The following is a 15,470-nucleotide window of genomic DNA, read 5'->3' on the forward strand; positions in this document are numbered from 1 at the left end:
CGTCACTCATGTTCCCAAGCGGTCGGCGTTTAGTGACATATTTGCCGTTAGTTGGAGGTGATTGTTCATGTAATTCTTAAAATCCATGCGGGTGCCAAGGCCCGTCGGGGCTCGCCCTGATGCAGTCTGGCTTTCGTGCAACACTGCGGCGGCGGTCGCGAGACGCCGACCGCTTTTCGGCTGGGCACGACTTACTTCCGCCGCACTTGCGCTGTCGGGGGAGACTTGCGGAGGCGATTGGCCTTTTCGGGCCGGAGTGGAATTTCAGACGTGCCGTTGAAGACGATTTTTGCCATTGGCCTAGCCTTGCTTGTCGCGGGCTGCGCGGGACAGCAGACCCAGGAACTGCTCGGCAGCGCCATCGTGGCAGCGCCGGTGACCGAGATCGCCGGCAATCACAGCATCTTCATCGCCACCACGCGCAAGAAATCCGACGATCCGAACAAGGTCTTCGACGGCGAGCGATCGGCCACGCTGAACTACGCCCGCGTCAACGTCACCGTGCCCGGCATCCACCAGACCGGGCAGATCGAACGCCGCTCGCGCGGCAAGTCGAACGATCCGGCCAAGTATTTCATGGCCTCCGAGGTCGTCGGCTACGACACCCAGCCGAAATTCGCCAATGCGCTAAGTGCTGACATCGCGGCGCGCGGCGACCGCGTCATGGTCTTCGTCCATGGCTACAACACCGGCTTTGACGACGCCGTTTACCGCCTGACCCAGATCGTCCACGATTCCGGCTATCCCGGCACACCCGTGCTGTTTTCCTGGGCATCCGGCGCCAAGACCACCGACTATGTCTACGACAAGGAAAGCGCCAGCGCCGCGCGCGACCAGCTCGAGGTGACGTTGCGCATGCTGGCGCAGACCGGCGCGCGGCGCATCGACATCGTCGCCCATTCAATGGGAACCTGGGTGACCATGGAGACGCTGCGCCAGCTCGCCATCACCGGCGACCGTGATCTCGGCGGCAAGCTCGGCGACGTCGTGCTCGCATCGCCCGACATCGATGTCGACGTGTTCAAGAGCCAGATGCGCCGCTATGGCAAACCCAACAAGCCGTTCATCCTGTTGTTGTCCGATGATGACCGCGCGCTCCGGCTCTCCGGTCTGATTGCCGGCGCGCGGCCGCGCGTCGGCGACTACAAGGACGCCGCCGACCTTGCATCCTACGGCGTAACGGTCGTCGACCTCTCCAAGATCAAGGGAGCGGACAGTTTCAACCATACGAAATTCGCCGACAATCCCGCGCTGGTGAAGATGATCGGCCAACGGCTGCGCGAAGACGATGGATTTGCCAGCGACCGCGACGTGACCGACCGCATCAGCCTGCTCGGCCAATAGATGCATCGCCGCGGGTTCGCGTGGCCCGCTCGGCCTTGCGACAGAGTCGACCAACTTTGAACTGGACCGCGCCGGCCTCTGGCCTTATCGAAATATCCAGCGACGTCACGCGTTTGACGTCCTCCTTTGCGGGAGCCGGCGTGTGACGGTGCATTCGAAGAGTTTCGTCGTCATTGCGTTCACGCTGCTGGTCGCAGGCTGCGCCGGCCGAAACACGCACGATCTGCTGAACAGGACGACGGTTGCCGTACCCGCGTCCGACATCGCGGCCACCCACGAGATATTCGTCGCCACCACCCGCCAGAAGGCGACCAAGGACCCGCGGCAGGTGTTCGACGGCGATCGCTCCTTGACCACCAGCTTCGCCCGGGTCGACGTCACCGTGCCGAAAAGTCACAAGGTCGGCATGATCGAGCGTGTCCGGGGGTCTGCCAACAGCAATCCAGCCAAGGATTTCACCGCCAAGGATGTCGCGTTCTATGCGGATGCGCCGCAATTCGCCAAAGCGGTCGGTGCCGACATCGCCATGCGCGGCGACCGTGCGCTGGTTTTCGTGCACGGGTTCAACAATGGTTTCGACGACGGTATCTACCGGCTGACGCAGATCGCGCACGACACGAAATATCCGGGCACGCCGGTGCTGTTTTCCTGGGCTTCGAGCGGCAAGACGACGGGCTACATCTACGACAAGGAGAGCGCCAACGCGGCGCGTGACGACCTCGAGGCAACGCTCAGGATGCTGGCCAAGACGCGGGCTAAGAGCATCGACATCGTCGCCCATTCGATGGGAACATGGGTGACCATGGAGGCGCTGCGCCAGCTTGCCATCACCGGCGACCGCGATCTCGACGGCAAGCTTGGTTATGTCATCCTGGCCTCGCCCGACATCGACGTCGACGTGTTCAAGAAACAGATGATCCGCTACGGCAAGCCGGACAAACCGTTCGCCATCCTGCTTTCCGCGGACGACCGGGCGCTCAAACTGTCTTCCCTGATTTCGGGCGACAAGCCCCGCGTCGGCGACTATGGCGACGCGGCCGATCTGGCCAGCTATGGCGTGTCTGTGGTCGATCTCAGCCAGACCAAGGGTGGCGACCGGCTGAACCACGCCAAATTCGCCGACAATCCGATCCTGGTTCAGTTGCTCGGCGACCGGCTGCGGGCCCCGGCCGGCCTGGCGTCGGACGAACCTCCAGTGCAGCTCAACAATCTCGGCCAAGGCCTCGGCAAGGCCGTCGGCTCGGTTGCCGAGATCGTCATCACCACGCCGTTCAAGGTGCTGACGATCGCCACCGGCGGATGAGCGAAGCGACCGCAACTGCTCTTATACGAAGAGGTCGACCTTCTGGAAGGTCGTCACGTCGATCAGGCCGACATCGGAAATCCTGAGCTCCGGAATGACGACCAGCGCCAGCAGCGAGTGCTGCATGTAGGCGTTGTTCAGCGAGCAGCCCATCTGGCGCATGGCCTCGGTCAGTTTGTCGGCCTTGGCCGCGACGATTTCGGCCCGCTCGTCCGACATCAGCCCGGCGATCGGCATTTCGACCAGTGCCAGTTCCTTACCCTTGGAAAACAGCACGACGCCGCCACCGACCTCGCCCAGTCGGTTGACCGCCAGCGCCATATCCCGCTTGTTGGTGCCGACGACGATGATGTGGTGGGCATCATGCGCCACGCTCGACGCCATCGCGCAATCGCCGATGTAACCGAAGCCGGAGACAAAGGCATTGGTGACGCCGCCGGTACCCCTGTGGCGCTCGACCAGCGCGATCTGGCAGACGTCGTTGCGGCGATCCATGGCGACCAGCCCGTCCTCGACGGCGAGATCCGCTTCCAGCGCCCGCGTCGGTGCCTGATTTTCGATGACCCCGATGACCCGGACCCGGACTTCGTTCGCGCCGTTGGGTGCCGTGATGTCGAAATCGTGGGCCTTCAGCTTCTTGCCGAGCTTGACGGTGTTCTTCGCCGCCTTGGGATAGTCGTAGACCGGAATGTCGATGTCGAGCTTGCCGGCCTTGGCCAGCCTGACGCCACGCGCATAGACCTCGTCGATGGTCATTTCGGCGAGATCCGAGACGATTAAAAGGTCAGCCAGCCGCCCCGGCGCGATCGATCCGATCTCGCGCTCCAGCCGGAAATGCTGAGCGGTGTTGAGCGTCGCCATCTGGATCGCGGTCACCGGTTTCAAGCCCTGGCTGATGGCGTGGCGGACCACGCGGTCCATATGCCCCTGGTGAACCAAGGTGCCGGAATGGCTGTCGTCGGTGCACAGGATGAAATTGCGCGGATCGATGCCGCCCTCGGTAACCGCCTTGATCTGCGAGGCGACGTCGTACCAGGCCGAGCCCAGCCGAAGCATCGCCTTCATACCCTGGCGCACGCGGGCGATGGCATCTTCGGCGCGCGTGCCCTCATGGTCGTCCTCCGGGCCGCCGGCGACATAGCCATGGAACGGCAGGCCGAGATCGCGCGAGGCATAGTGCCCGCCGACGGTCTTGCCGGCTTTCACGGTCGCGGCGATCTCGCCCGACATCACAGGATCGTTGGCGGCTACGCCAGGGAAATTCATCACCTCGCCCAGCCCGATGATATTTTCCCAGCCCATCGCCTCGGCGACGTCGGCGACCGTCAGTTCGGCGCCGGCATGTTCGAGCCCGGGGGCCGAGGGCACGCAGGACGGCATCTGGACATGCACGTTGATCGGCATGGCGACGGCCTCGTCATGCATCAGCCGCACGCCGGGCAGGCCGAGCACATTGGCGATCTCGTGCGGATCGATAAACATCGAAGTCGTGCCATGCGGGATCACCGCGCGGCAGAATTCGGTCACCGTCACCATGCCGCTCTCGACATGCATGTGCGCGTCGCAAAGGCCGGGCACCAGATAGCGCCCGCCGGCATCGACCACCTTGGTGCCCTGCCCGATGGCATGGCCGGCGTTCGGACCGCAATAGGCGAAGCGGCCGCCGGCAATAGCGATGTCGGTGCCGGCTACGATCTCGCCGGAGTGAACATTGACCCAGCGCCCGTTGCGGATGACGAGATCGGCGGGTTTCCTGCCCATGGCGACATCGACCAGATGCGTTGCCATTTCAGTCCATGGTCTGGGTTTGCTGCCCGACGGCGTGTTCGCCATGAAGCGACTCCTGTTTGCCCGACTGTGCCAAGCCGCCACGGTTTTGACCAGCCTCACACTTTCTCCCGATTGTTCCAAGACCGACGGAGAGCGTAAATCGGCCGCACAGAAATGCGATTCCGTTTTGCCGCAAATCGGGTTACCGTGCCTGCCAGGATCTTCCAGCTCTTCGTTCGGGCAGTTCGATGCGTCGCCTAATGCTTGCAACTGTCGGTTTTCTTGCCGCTCTGGCCGCACCGGCTTTCGCAGCCGAACCTGTGGCCGATGTGCCGATGACCGCGCCCGGTTTCGACTGGACCGGCTACTATGCCGGCCTGCAAGGCGGTTATGGCTGGGGCAGTTCCGATATCTCGGGAACCGAGGGCGAGCCGTTTGCCGCCTCGCCAGACCTCGACGGCGGTTTCGTCGGTGGCCATGTCGCCGGTCTGTGGCAATTCGACCAGGCTGTGCTCGGCGCCGAAGCAGAGCTTAACTATTCCTCGGCAAAGGGCGCCGAAGAACTGGGTGCGGGAAATCTGCTCGGCACGGATGTCAAGTGGTTCGGTTCCATCAATGCCAAGGCCGGCTATGCGATGGATCGGTTCCTGATCTACGGCATCGGCGGCGTCGCCTTTGCCGGCATCGAAACCTCCCAAGATGCCGGTACCTCGTTCGACAACACGCGAACCAGCATAGGCTGGACGGTTGGGGCCGGCGTCGACTATGCGCTGACCGACAGGTTCGTCGTCGGGGCGCAGTATCGCTACTATGATTTCAGCAAGGAGCATTTTGATGCGCCGGACGATTTTCTCGATCGCGACCAGAATGTGAAGCTGAATACGGTCGGCATCAATCTGAGCTACAAGTTCTGAGCCCCATCACCGCGCCCGGTCACCGGGCAGGATCATGCTCGATCTCGCATGGTCCGTGACGGCAATTCTAAGGCAATTCCAAGGACTGAGGGGCCGGCGTCCCCAGTGGGCGGGGGGATGGGTTGGGCCTGGTAGACGCCGGCCTCGACGGATCAGATCCGCCGCGCAGACACCGTATCATTGCCTGCGGCGCGCGGAATTGCGTGATCGCACCAGTATCACCATGCCCGCTTGTCTGAACGTCACCGGCGCAGCACTTGATGCCGCGTGCCGTTTATGATCCTGCCCTCGCACGCAGGCGCGCGTCCGCCATCGCAGTACCCGCGCCCGATCGCGCAGTGAACACTCAAAGAATTGCATCGAGAAAAGAGCCATCGAACCGCAAGTGCGGACGAAGGTCCAAGAACATCAGCAAGACCTTGGTCCGAATACCTACAGCAGAGGTCCGATCAGCTCTCCTGCAAGGAACGTACTCGCATTCCTTCCATTTGTTGAACGGGTGCAGCAATGGTCCTTCATGTGCCCACGAGAGCAGGGTTACAATCATTTGCACCCTCAACCCCCTGCTCAGTTCGCAGGCAGAAAGCTCAAATCGAGATCTCGTGCGGCTTGAGCTGTCGTGAAACTACCCCCGAGGGATCTGGAATGGAGAAACACTTATGAAAGCGATTTTTCTGACAAGTGCCATGGCGCTCGTTTTCGTTGCAATGCCGGTTGTCGCTTCGGCGGCAGAAGCCGACGTCGTCATCAAAACCCATCGCCATCATCACCGCCACGTGGCAGTGATCAACGATCAGGGCCAGCGCCTCCATCATCGGCGCCATGGCACGGTGGCCTTCTATGACCAAGGTCGCCGGCATCATCGCCGCGACACCGTCGTCATAACGGGCTCAACTGAACGCCGTCACCACCGGCATCACCCAGTGGTGATCTACGACAGCAACGACTAATATTGTGCAATCCGGCCCGGCTGATCGCCAACCCTGCCGGGCCGTGCCCGCGAGCGGCGGACCGACAACAAGGGAAGTGGAGGCTGAGGAAGCCAGGCGGGTCTTCCCTGTTGAAAATGAGTGCTTAATCGCAGCCCGGGTATGAGAGGCCGGTCGTGCTCTCCAGCTTGAGCTTCTGGTCCCTCAAGAGGGCGCCAGTAAAAAATAAACGCCGGCGACCAGTGTCGATGTCAAACAAATCGCCATTGCCACGACCACCTTGGTCGCGAACCGCTCGGCTCTCGCGCAAAGCGCGTCAGCAAAATCGTCGCTCTGGATACTTTTCAAGAGCGGCTTGGTGTCGACGCCAGCCATGTGATTGTCGTTGTCGGGGATTGTGACACGGTCACGGCCATCAGTTTTGATGGAACCAGGGGTCATGCTTTGCCTCACGAAGCGTCGGATTGACATCAGCCACCGTTCGACGGAGCTGCCGGATTCGCCGATGCGGACGGCACTTTGGCTTTGGGAGCGTCAATCTTGACGCCAAATATTTTTTCCGCCTGCCAGAACAATGGCCACGGCAGCGCTGCCGCCAGAATTTACCACAGCGGGGCCGGCTGCCATGATCGGCCTCCAGTTGAAGATCATTAGCAAACGCAACGCACGCTTCCTACCGGCGGTTCCACTGCTGGGGCTTGGGTCCTATTGAACATGCGACCAAAGTCAGATCGTGGCGCGCAAAAGGCCCAAACCCACGGTTGTTTGGAACCCACGCGTCTAAGAGCGATTGCCTGACAGGCCATTGAACGATGGTTCCCCTGATCGATGGCCAGCATTGGGAGCCCTTGCCAACCCTGGCAATCCTTCGGGCGCCACCGCGCTTCGCGTCAAGCCCAACGAGAGAGAAAGGAAGCAACAATGAGAACCGATCTTACAACCGTCGTAGCGGGATTCCTGCTGCTTGCCGGCATCGGTGCCGCCGCCGCACAGGATGTGGTCATTCAGCCGCAGGACGAAACCGTCATACAAGAATACGTAAAGAAACAGCCTCTGGCCTCAGTCAAGATTCCCGGCGTCGAGCTCAATGTCGGGACCGCCCTGCCCGACACGGTCGAGCTTCATGAAATTCCCAACGTCAAATATCGCTACGTCGTCGTGGACAATCACACCGTCGTCGTGGATCCCGGCACACGCAAGATCGTAAAGATTATCCAGTGAGCGCTTGAACGCCACGATCCGTCGTTTCAGGTCGGCGGATCGTGGCAACGTTCGCCGAGGGCCCATAGCCGACGGCGCGCCTCGGCGCACGGTCGCCGAGCCGCCGCTAAGAGACCCGGGTGGCACCCGTTGGTGTCGGCTAGGCTCTGCAGAGCATTGAAGTAGAGTTAAGGTGGTGCGGACGACGGGAATCGAACCCGTACGATCAGAGATCGAGGGATTTTAAGTCCCTTGCGTCTACCAATTCCGCCACGTCCGCGCGCCTTTCGTTTCAACTACCTAGGCGATCTCGTCAATTAGGGCCATGCAGTCCCAAAAAAGCGTTGTGCAAAACACGTTCGTTTTCATTCGCCCCGCACCGATTCTTCGTCCCGCAGGGGCGACCGGTATCGGTCAAACAGCGATCGGATGGAGCTTCAGATGCTGGATCAGGATGATGGTCTTGGCGTCGATGATGCGGCCATCGGCAATGCCGGCCAGAGCCTCGTCGAGCGGCATTTCCAGCACCTCGATGTCCTCGCCTTCGTCCGCTGCGCCGCCACCGGCCGAAATGCGGTCGGCGGGCGAATAGAGGGCGGTGAAGAACCAGAGCCGCTCGGTGACGCTGCCCGGGCTCATATAGGGCGAAAACAGCCGCTCCACATGGTTCAGCCGATAGCCGAGCTCTTCCTCCGCCTCCTTGCGGATGCAGGTCTCCGGATCGTTTTCGTCGAGCAGTCCCGCGCAGGCCTCGACCAGCGGTTCGCGGTGGCCGGTGACATAGGCGGGATAGCGGAACTGGCGCACCAGGAGCACGGTTGAACGCTGGGGATCATAGGGCAGGATCACCGCGCCATCGCCGCGATCGTAAGTCTGGCGGATTTGTGTCTCCCATTGTCCGTCGCGGCGACGGTAGTCGAGGACGGTCTTCTTCAGAATCGCCCAGTCGTCGGATAGGATTTCTTCAGAACGGATGCGGATACGATCTTCCATCGGCTGCCTCCACGTTGCCCGGGAGGCGTAGCCGCGAATCGGCGTTCACGCAATCGGGGCAGCGGTTGGTCCAGTAAGCATTTCACTCTCTCGTGTGTGGCATGGCGGCGATCGATCGCCTAAATAGCGCATCCTATTCCCGGAGTTTCGTTCATGACCACATCGCTTTTCCAGCCGATCACGCTCGATGGCTTGAGCTTTCCCAACCGCATCGCCGTTGCGCCGATGTGCCAGTATTCGGCCGAGGACGGCTCGGCGAGCGACTGGCATCTCCACCACTGGATGAACCTGGCAATGTCCGGCGCCGGCATGGTGACGGTCGAGATGACCGATGTCGAGCGGCGGGGCCGCATCAGCCATGGCTGCCTCGGCCTCTATTCCGAAGACAATGAAGCCGCTGCGCGCCGCGCCCTGGACGCAGCAAGGCGCGTGGCCGCACCCGGCACCAAATTCGGCACTCAGCTTGCCCATGCCGGCCGCAAGGCCTCGAACCGCAAGCCCTGGGAGGGCGGCGGACCGCTGCAGCCGAACGAGGATCCCTGGCAGACCGTCTCGGCTTCGGCAATCGCCTACGATACCGGCTGGAACGTGCCGCGAGCGCTGGAGGAAGAGGAGATCCTCCAGCTCATCGAGCGGTTCGCCGAGGCGGCGAGGCGGGCCGAACGCGCGGGCTTCGACTTCATCGAGCTGCACGCGGCGCACGGCTACCTGATCTTCCAGTTCCTGTCGCCGCTCTCCAACCAACGCACGGACAGCTGGGGCGGCTCGCTGGAAAACCGCATGCGTCTTGTCGTCGAGATCGCCAAGGCGGTGAAAAAGGCAGCGCCAAAACTGATGCTGGGCGCCCGGCTGTCGGTCAAGGATTGGGTCGATGGCGGTTTCGACGTCGAGGATGCGATCGAAGTGGCGAAAGCGCTGAAGGCCGAAGGCGTCGCTTATCTCTGTTGCTCGAGCGGCGGCAATTCGCCCTTGCAGAAACTGCCCTCCGGCCCCGGCTATCAGGTACATCTGGCGGAAGCCGTGCGCAGGGGCGCCGGCATCCCTACCCGCGCGGTCGGTCTGATCGACGATCCCAAGCAGGCAGAGGCGATCATCGCCGAAGGCCGCGCCGACATGGTTGCGCTGGCGCGCGCCTTCCTCGCCGACCCGCGCTGGGGGTGGCGAGCGGCCGCCACGTTCAGCGAGACGATCCATCCCGCGCCGCAGCTCGCGCGCTCGGTGACGACGATGCAGCACTGGATGAAGGCGGCGGACTGAGCGACCCTTCCGAGAAGGGCGGAACGCGTCGTCGGACGACCGCCGCAATAGAGCTTCCAAGGAGGTTTGGGACGTTTGGGCGCAGGCTGAGGACACGGTTGCAACCAAATTGACTGCTTTGCGTTGCGGCCATGATGGACAACAAGCCTTTTGAAACACCGGTCGTGGTCGAACTCGGCCATGTCGGCAAATATCGCCACATCCGCAGTACCCAGGAGGCGGCGGAGTGCCTGATGACGGTTTGGCCGCTCAATCGCGGCCCCCGTCATCGTGATGCTCTCGACACTTGCCTCAAAGTGCTGGAAGGTTATCGTTCGACAGCGGATGCGCGCCGGGCCCTTATCGAAGCCGCCAAGGAATCGGAAGTGCTGGTGCCAGACGACAAGCTGTCCGACGACCGCCTGCATTGAGCGGACGGACCTTTAAACCGGAGGTTATTGATGGCGAAGCTGACTTACAAGATCGTCGAGCATGACGGCGGCTGGGCCTACAAGGTCGGAGCGACCTTCTCGGAGACGTTTCCCACGCATCAGGACGCGTTGCGGGCCGCCGAGATCGCTTCAGCCGAGCAGCAGGTCGCGGGGTCGACGGACGGCATCCAGTACGAGGATGCCGACGGCAAATGGCATGAGGAACTGGCTGATGGACGCGACCGGCCGCAGACCGAGGTTTCCGACTGATCTTTCAGCCCAAAGCCCGATCGCCCCAAAGGCCGGCCGCCCCGGAGCGCCGACCGCGGACGTCGGGAGAGAAAACGCCCTACGGTCAGCAGGGAAACTTACGGCTGATTATTTGCCGCAGTACTGGTCATTGACGTTGCCTTGAGCATTGGCGTCCGGACCTGGAGTGTTGTGAGCACATGGGCCCATCCCACCGGTATTGCCTTGGGTGCTCAACCCGGAGCCGTATGCGTTGATGCTCCCGGTGGTGCTCTGGTCGATGGCTGATGAATCCTCATTGCCGAACAGCGACCAATTGTTCCACCAACTGTCATGGTTGTAATACCTGCCGTCCGTCGACTGCGCCATCGCCGATGTGGCAAGACCGGCCGTCAGAACGAATGCCGCGAAAAGTTTTTTGTACATTGGATCACTCCGTTTTGTCTTCGTCGCCTTGGGTGCGACACGGGGCAAACCAGTCATCAGCCGAATGGTTCCTTGAATTCCTTGTGAAGCGTCGGTGAAGCGACGATCCACGGCGTGGACCACAAGCATCGCCAGCAGGAGCAACGCCGGCAGGCACCGGCGGCACAACGATCAGCCGTGCAGCTTCGCGGCGATTTCGGCGACGCGCCCGCCCTGGAACTTCGCGCCTTCGAGTTCCTGCGCCGAAGGCTGGCGCGAACCGTCGCTGTCGCTTGTGGTGGTCATGCCGTAGGGCGCCCCCCCACGCACGACATCGTTGCCCATCTGAGCCTGATAGGCATAGGACAGGGGAACGATGATCATGCCGTGGTGCTGAAGCATGGCCTGGGTGCTGATCAGCGCCAGTTCCGCGCCGCCGTGCTGGGTCGCGGTCGAAGACATCACCGAGCCGATCTTGTTGATCAGCGCGCCCTTGACCCATAGCGGGCCGGTCTGGTCGAAGAAGTTCTTCAGTTGCGCGCACATCATTCCGTAACGCGTCGAGGCGCCGACGATGATCGCGTCATAGTCGCTCAGTTCCAGCGGGCTGGCGATCGCCGCTTCCTGGTCGAGCTTGTAGTGGGCGGCCTTGGCGACCGCTTCGGGCACGAGTTCGGCGACGCGCTTGATGGTCACCTCGGCACCGGCTTCGCGCGCGCCTTCGGCTGCGGCCTTGGCCATCTGCTCCATGTGACCCCAGCTCGAATAGTAGAGAACAAGTACTTTCGCCATTTGCGTCTCCTTGACGTGATGATCCTCGCCCGCCCCAGCCACGCCAGGGTACTTAGGGCGCCAATATTCGGGGAATACCGCGTATGCGGGCACAGTTTGTTCACCGGTCGGATGGCATTGCCGCTGGCCGCGTGCCGCGCTATTTCAGGCGACCCGTTTTTGCCGGAGCCATCGATGTCCGAAATCGTTACCGCCGCCATGCTCGTCATCGGCGATGAGATCCTGTCCGGCCGCACCAAGGACAGGAATATCGGCCATCTGGCTGACATCATGACGGCCATCGGCATCGACCTGAAGGAGGTGCGCATCGTTCCCGATGAGGAAGACGAGATTGTCGCCGCGGTAAATGCGGTGCGGGCCCGCTATACCTATGTGTTCACAACCGGCGGCATCGGCCCGACCCATGACGACATCACAGCCGATTCGATTGCCAAGGCCTTCGGCGTGCCGTGCGAATACGATGCCAAGGCCTATGCCCTGCTGGAAGCAAGCTATGCCGCTCGCGGCATCGAATACACCGAGGCCCGCAAGCGCATGGCCCGAATGCCGCGCGGCGCCGACCATATCGACAATCCGGTGTCGGTCGCGCCCGGATTCCGCATCGGAAATGTCCACGTGATGGCGGGCGTGCCCTCGATCTTCCAGGCCATGCTCGACAATGTCGTGCCGACGCTGAAAGCCGGCACGAAAATGCTGTCGGCAGCGGTGCATTGCCCGTTCGGCGAAGGTCTCGTCGGCGGGCCGCTGGGCGAGATCCAGAAAGCGCATCCGGACACGATCATCGGCTCCTATCCGAAATACGGCGACGGCAAGTTCTGGACCGAACTGGTGGTCCGTGCCCGCAGCCAGCAGGCCCTGGACGCCGCGCGCGCCGATGTCGAGGCGATGGTGGCCGGCTTTGCCAGCAGCGCGAGCTGATCCGGTCCAGGCCGGAACCAAGCACAACGCGGCGACGTTTCCTTGCCGCGGGCGGATCGCTCGCAAAATGAGGGGATCACCATGCGCTTCAAGACCATCGTCGCCATTCTGCAGAACGAGCAGGACGCGGAGCGCGTGCTCGACTTCGCCATTCCGCTTGCCGGCCGCTTCCAGAGCCATCTGATCGGCATCCACGCCGAAGCGCTTCCGGTGCCCTACACGTCGGCCACCGGCTTTCCCGACACCGAGTTCCTGCAGGTTTCGGCCGACATGAACCGCGAACGGGCCGAAAAGCTGCGGGCCGCGTTTCTCAGGCATATCGAGAATTCCGGCCTGTCCTTCGAATGGCACAGCCTGGAGAGTTTTTCCGGCGACAGCGCCCTGACCGGCATTTCAAGCGTGCGTGCCGCCGACCTGATCATCGCCGCGCAGCGCGAGACGGGCGGCGATGCGAGCGCCGACGTCGACACACTGGTCTACGACGCCGGACGGCCGGTGCTGGTAGTGCCGCACCTGGGTCCGCTGATCACCACCTTCAAGCGTGTGCTGCTTGCCTGGAACGGCAGCAAGGAGGCCGCACGCGCCGCCTTCGATGCGCTGCCCTTCATCATCGAGGCCGACAAAACCGACATTCTGGTCATCGATCCGCCGGACACGCTCGATGAACGCCCCGAGGCCGCCGGAGCGGAAATCGCTTCCGCCTTGTCGCGTCATGGCGCCAGCGTGAGTGTCTCGGTGCAGAGATCGGGCGGCACCTCGGTCGACGAGGTGATCCAGACCAGGATCGCGGAGACCGGCGCCGATTTGCTGGTGCTTGGCGCCTACAGCCACTCGTGGCTGCGCCAGCTCCTGTTCGGCGGAGTGACGCGCTCCGTGCTGCGCACCGCGCCGGTGGCGGCTTTCCTGTCGCGGTAAGTTCACAGTGTCGTTTGCGGCCGCTCTTGCCAAGCGCGAGGTTTTCCAGTTACTTCCGCGCGCATTCCCCTGTTTTCTGCGCGCGACCGCGCGTGCTGCGGAGTGCGCGAAAGATGTCCCTTCCCGAAAAAGCCTTTCCGGTCTCCTGGGACCAGTTCCACCGCGATGCGCGCGCGCTCGCCTGGCGGCTTGCCGGCACCAACAAGGCGCAATGGAAAGCGATCGTCTGCATCACGCGCGGCGGCCTCGTGCCGGCGGCGATCATCTCGCGGGAGCTTGGCATACGCGTTATCGAGACGGTCTGCGTCGCCTCCTATCATGACTACAGCAGCCAGGGTCAGCTGCAGGTGCTGAAGGAGGTCACACCGGCCCTGCTTGCCGACGACGGCGCGGGCGTGCTGATTATCGACGACCTGACCGACACCGGCAAGACGGCTGGCATCGTGCGCGCCATGATGCCGAAGGCGCATTTCGCCACCGTCTACGCCAAACCGAAGGGGCGGCCGCTGGTCGATACTTTCGTCACCGAGGTCAGTCAGGATACCTGGATCTATTTTCCCTGGGACATGGGCTTCACCTACCAGAAGCCGATCGCCGACGATCACGCCGGCTGATTCGCGGCAAGCAACCTGCTGCAAATCGAGCCGCAGGGAAGTCTCATCCACTAGGCAAAGGGTCTCGCGAGGCTGGCTGGCGCGCGGAAATCGGCGTCTATTGGCGAAAATCGGCCATCCTGATGAAAGTTTTTACTTTTATTGCCGATAATTAGCCGTAAGATTCGTGAGACGGCAAACGATTCTGGAGGCTGGGGCTAGCTTCTCCGATGCTGACGAGGCCAACGACGCACAACCATCTGGCCGAAAGGGTCCGGCGACTCTTCGGCACCGCGCCGTGCCGTCTGCAGGTAGCCGCCCTGCCCTGGCGCGAAACCGGAAACAGCGTCGAGATCATGCTGATTACCAGCCGCGATACCGGCCGCTGGGTGCTTCCGAAGGGCTGGCCTGAAGCCAGGGAGCCGCTTTGCGAAGCCGCGGCGCGCGAGGCTGTCGAGGAAGCCGGACTGCGCGGGACGATCTCGCATCTCGAGGCCGGCCGCTACTTCTACGCCAAGGCCCTGGCCTCCGGCGAGGAAGTGCCATGCGAGGTATTGGTGTTCCCGCTGCATGTCGACAAGGTCGCCGACCATTGGAAGGAAAAACGCTCCCGCACCCGCAAATGGGTCAATTCGAGCGAAGCGGTGCGCATGGTCAACGAACCGGATCTTTGCCAGATCATCGCCTATTTCTGCGCCGACCCGCGTCGGTTTGCCTGAACCGGGACCGGCCGCGCCACCAAGCAGCTCGGGCGGGGGCGCCTGCGGCGTGAATGCTTTTCTAATGAAGACGTAATAGGATCTGATCCGATCCTGGCGTTTTACCGATGACAAATCCCGCAAATCCCAATCCAGAGAGATCCGACGAGCACAAGCGCGAGCATCGCCAGCGCGTGCTCAAGGGCGGCACGATCATCACGGGCATCTCGAATTCGGAAGTTGGCTGCACGCTGCGCAATCAAAATGAAGGTGGCGCCGAACTCAAGGTTCCGCCCGAAGCAACGATTCCGGATCATTTCCTTCTCTATGTGCCCGTCGACGGCATCGGCTATCGATGCGAGGTCCGCTGGCGCCGCAACGGCCGGATCGGGGTGCACTTCACCGGAACCGAGCCGAAGCCCAGGACGCATTACGGCTGATCCGCGACGCCGGATGCGCCAGATGGTCTGTGCCTGGATCACGCCCCGGAGCCGTCGCGAAGCCTGACAAGCGCGTCTTTGTCCCCTCGGCCGGGGGCTACCGCGGCAGCTCCATTCTATCCCCGTTATCCACATGTGTGACACACAAGATGTTGAGGTCACAAAAGCTACGCAAACGAATCCTTGACGGCGCAAAACGAGTCGCCTTTTATAGGCCATGCGCTCCTGTTGAGAGCGCGACCGGAAAGTTCTGAGCCCGGTCTTTTTCCCGGATTATGTGCGTTTTTCCCCACATTTCCGCCTGTTTACGAGGCTGGCGGAAGCGTTGGGATTGTGGGGG

The 15,470-nt window shown here is 62.3% G+C and carries 18 protein-coding genes and 1 tRNA gene; 13 read left to right on the top strand and 6 right to left on the bottom strand.

The features are described 5' to 3' along the window. Positions 1–270: 270 nt before the first annotated feature. A complete protein-coding gene (locus LB547_RS04870) occupies positions 271–1,344 on the top strand; it encodes an alpha/beta hydrolase (protein WP_140493715.1) in 1,074 nt (357 codons plus the stop codon). Between the two features lie 142 nt (positions 1,345–1,486). Next, the gene (locus LB547_RS04875; protein ID WP_140584166.1) at positions 1,487–2,647 is read left to right on the top strand and encodes an alpha/beta hydrolase; all 1,161 of its coding nucleotides are present in this window, start codon (positions 1,487–1,489) and stop codon (positions 2,645–2,647) included. Positions 2,648–2,668: 21 nt separating this feature from the next. On the opposite strand, the gene ade is transcribed toward LB547_RS04875, so the two are convergent. Beyond that, positions 2,669–4,480, bottom strand: a complete 1,812-nt coding sequence (ade, locus tag LB547_RS04880; RefSeq protein ID WP_140493720.1) for an adenine deaminase — start codon at positions 4,478–4,480, stop codon at positions 2,669–2,671. Positions 4,481–4,665: 185 nt separating this feature from the next. Here ade and LB547_RS04885 point away from each other — a divergent pair, with 185 nt between their 5' ends. Then, positions 4,666–5,331, top strand: coding sequence for an outer membrane protein (locus tag LB547_RS04885; RefSeq protein ID WP_140564643.1), 666 nt, complete (start codon positions 4,666–4,668; stop codon positions 5,329–5,331). Positions 5,332–5,990: 659 nt separating this feature from the next. Further along, complete coding sequence (locus LB547_RS04890) at positions 5,991–6,281, top strand: hypothetical protein (RefSeq protein ID WP_140671726.1); 291 nt, start codon at positions 5,991–5,993, stop codon at positions 6,279–6,281. A 183-nt stretch (positions 6,282–6,464) separates the two neighbouring features. Here LB547_RS04890 and LB547_RS04895 read toward each other — a convergent pair whose 3' ends face one another. Next, a complete protein-coding gene (locus tag LB547_RS04895) occupies positions 6,465–6,701 on the bottom strand; it encodes a hypothetical protein (RefSeq protein ID WP_140517659.1) in 237 nt (78 codons plus the stop codon). Between the two features lie 480 nt (positions 6,702–7,181). On the opposite strand from LB547_RS04895, the gene LB547_RS04900 reads away from it, so the two are divergent. Further along, positions 7,182–7,481: a DUF1236 domain-containing protein gene (locus LB547_RS04900; RefSeq protein ID WP_140493726.1), complete on the top strand. Its 300-nt coding sequence runs from the start codon at positions 7,182–7,184 to the stop codon at positions 7,479–7,481. Between the two features lie 173 nt (positions 7,482–7,654). Here the strand turns inward: LB547_RS04900 and LB547_RS04905 are convergent. Together LB547_RS04905 and LB547_RS04910 are read right to left on the bottom strand one after the other, a co-directional pair. After that, positions 7,655–7,740 (bottom strand) — tRNA-Leu (locus LB547_RS04905). 134 nt (positions 7,741–7,874) lie between these two features. Then, positions 7,875–8,453: an NUDIX domain-containing protein gene (locus LB547_RS04910; protein WP_140522089.1), complete on the bottom strand. Its 579-nt coding sequence runs from the start codon at positions 8,451–8,453 to the stop codon at positions 7,875–7,877. Positions 8,454–8,606: 153 nt separating this feature from the next. On the opposite strand from LB547_RS04910, the gene LB547_RS04915 reads away from it, so the two are divergent. From LB547_RS04915 to LB547_RS04925, 3 genes are all read left to right on the top strand, one after another. Beyond that, entirely contained in the window at positions 8,607–9,710 is a 1,104-nt protein-coding gene (locus LB547_RS04915; protein ID WP_140517661.1) for an NADH:flavin oxidoreductase/NADH oxidase, read from the top strand. Positions 9,711–9,841: 131 nt separating this feature from the next. Beyond that, positions 9,842–10,120 (top strand): DUF982 domain-containing protein, encoded by a 279-nt coding sequence (locus LB547_RS04920; RefSeq protein WP_140517662.1) that lies wholly within the window; start codon positions 9,842–9,844, stop codon positions 10,118–10,120. 30 nt (positions 10,121–10,150) lie between these two features. Next, on the top strand, positions 10,151–10,390 hold the full coding sequence (locus LB547_RS04925) for a DUF2188 domain-containing protein (RefSeq protein WP_140493732.1): 240 nt from the start codon (positions 10,151–10,153) through the stop codon (positions 10,388–10,390). A 108-nt stretch (positions 10,391–10,498) separates the two neighbouring features. Here the strand turns inward: LB547_RS04925 and LB547_RS04930 are convergent, their stop codons facing one another. Both LB547_RS04930 and wrbA read right to left on the bottom strand, forming a co-directional pair. Beyond that, on the bottom strand, positions 10,499–10,795 hold the full coding sequence (locus tag LB547_RS04930; RefSeq protein WP_140494988.1) for a hypothetical protein: 297 nt from the start codon (positions 10,793–10,795) through the stop codon (positions 10,499–10,501). Between the two features lie 171 nt (positions 10,796–10,966). Beyond that, on the bottom strand, positions 10,967–11,566 hold the full coding sequence (gene wrbA, locus LB547_RS04935) for an NAD(P)H:quinone oxidoreductase type IV (protein ID WP_140517663.1): 600 nt from the start codon (positions 11,564–11,566) through the stop codon (positions 10,967–10,969). A 174-nt stretch (positions 11,567–11,740) separates the two neighbouring features. Between wrbA and LB547_RS04940 the strand changes: the two genes are divergently transcribed. From LB547_RS04940 to LB547_RS04960, 5 genes are all read left to right on the top strand, one after another. Further along, the gene (locus tag LB547_RS04940) at positions 11,741–12,484 is read left to right on the top strand and encodes a competence/damage-inducible protein A (RefSeq protein ID WP_140517664.1); all 744 of its coding nucleotides are present in this window, start codon (positions 11,741–11,743) and stop codon (positions 12,482–12,484) included. Between the two features lie 81 nt (positions 12,485–12,565). After that, the gene (locus LB547_RS04945) at positions 12,566–13,399 is read left to right on the top strand and encodes a universal stress protein (protein ID WP_140493736.1); all 834 of its coding nucleotides are present in this window, start codon (positions 12,566–12,568) and stop codon (positions 13,397–13,399) included. A gap of 113 nt (positions 13,400–13,512) precedes the next feature. Next, positions 13,513–14,013: a xanthine phosphoribosyltransferase gene (gene gpt, locus LB547_RS04950; protein ID WP_140493737.1), complete on the top strand. Its 501-nt coding sequence runs from the start codon at positions 13,513–13,515 to the stop codon at positions 14,011–14,013. Between the two features lie 209 nt (positions 14,014–14,222). Continuing rightward, positions 14,223–14,711 carry an NUDIX hydrolase gene (locus LB547_RS04955; RefSeq protein WP_140517665.1) on the top strand — a complete coding sequence of 163 codons (489 nt, stop codon included), beginning with the start codon at positions 14,223–14,225 and terminating at the stop codon, positions 14,709–14,711. A gap of 107 nt (positions 14,712–14,818) precedes the next feature. Further along, the gene (locus LB547_RS04960; RefSeq protein ID WP_140493741.1) at positions 14,819–15,130 is read left to right on the top strand and encodes a PilZ domain-containing protein; all 312 of its coding nucleotides are present in this window, start codon (positions 14,819–14,821) and stop codon (positions 15,128–15,130) included. Positions 15,131–15,470 lie beyond the last annotated feature (340 nt).

It is taken from the genome of Mesorhizobium sp. B264B1B (genome assembly GCF_020165765.1).
In the GTDB taxonomy this organism is placed as follows: Bacteria; Pseudomonadota; Alphaproteobacteria; order Rhizobiales; family Rhizobiaceae; genus Mesorhizobium.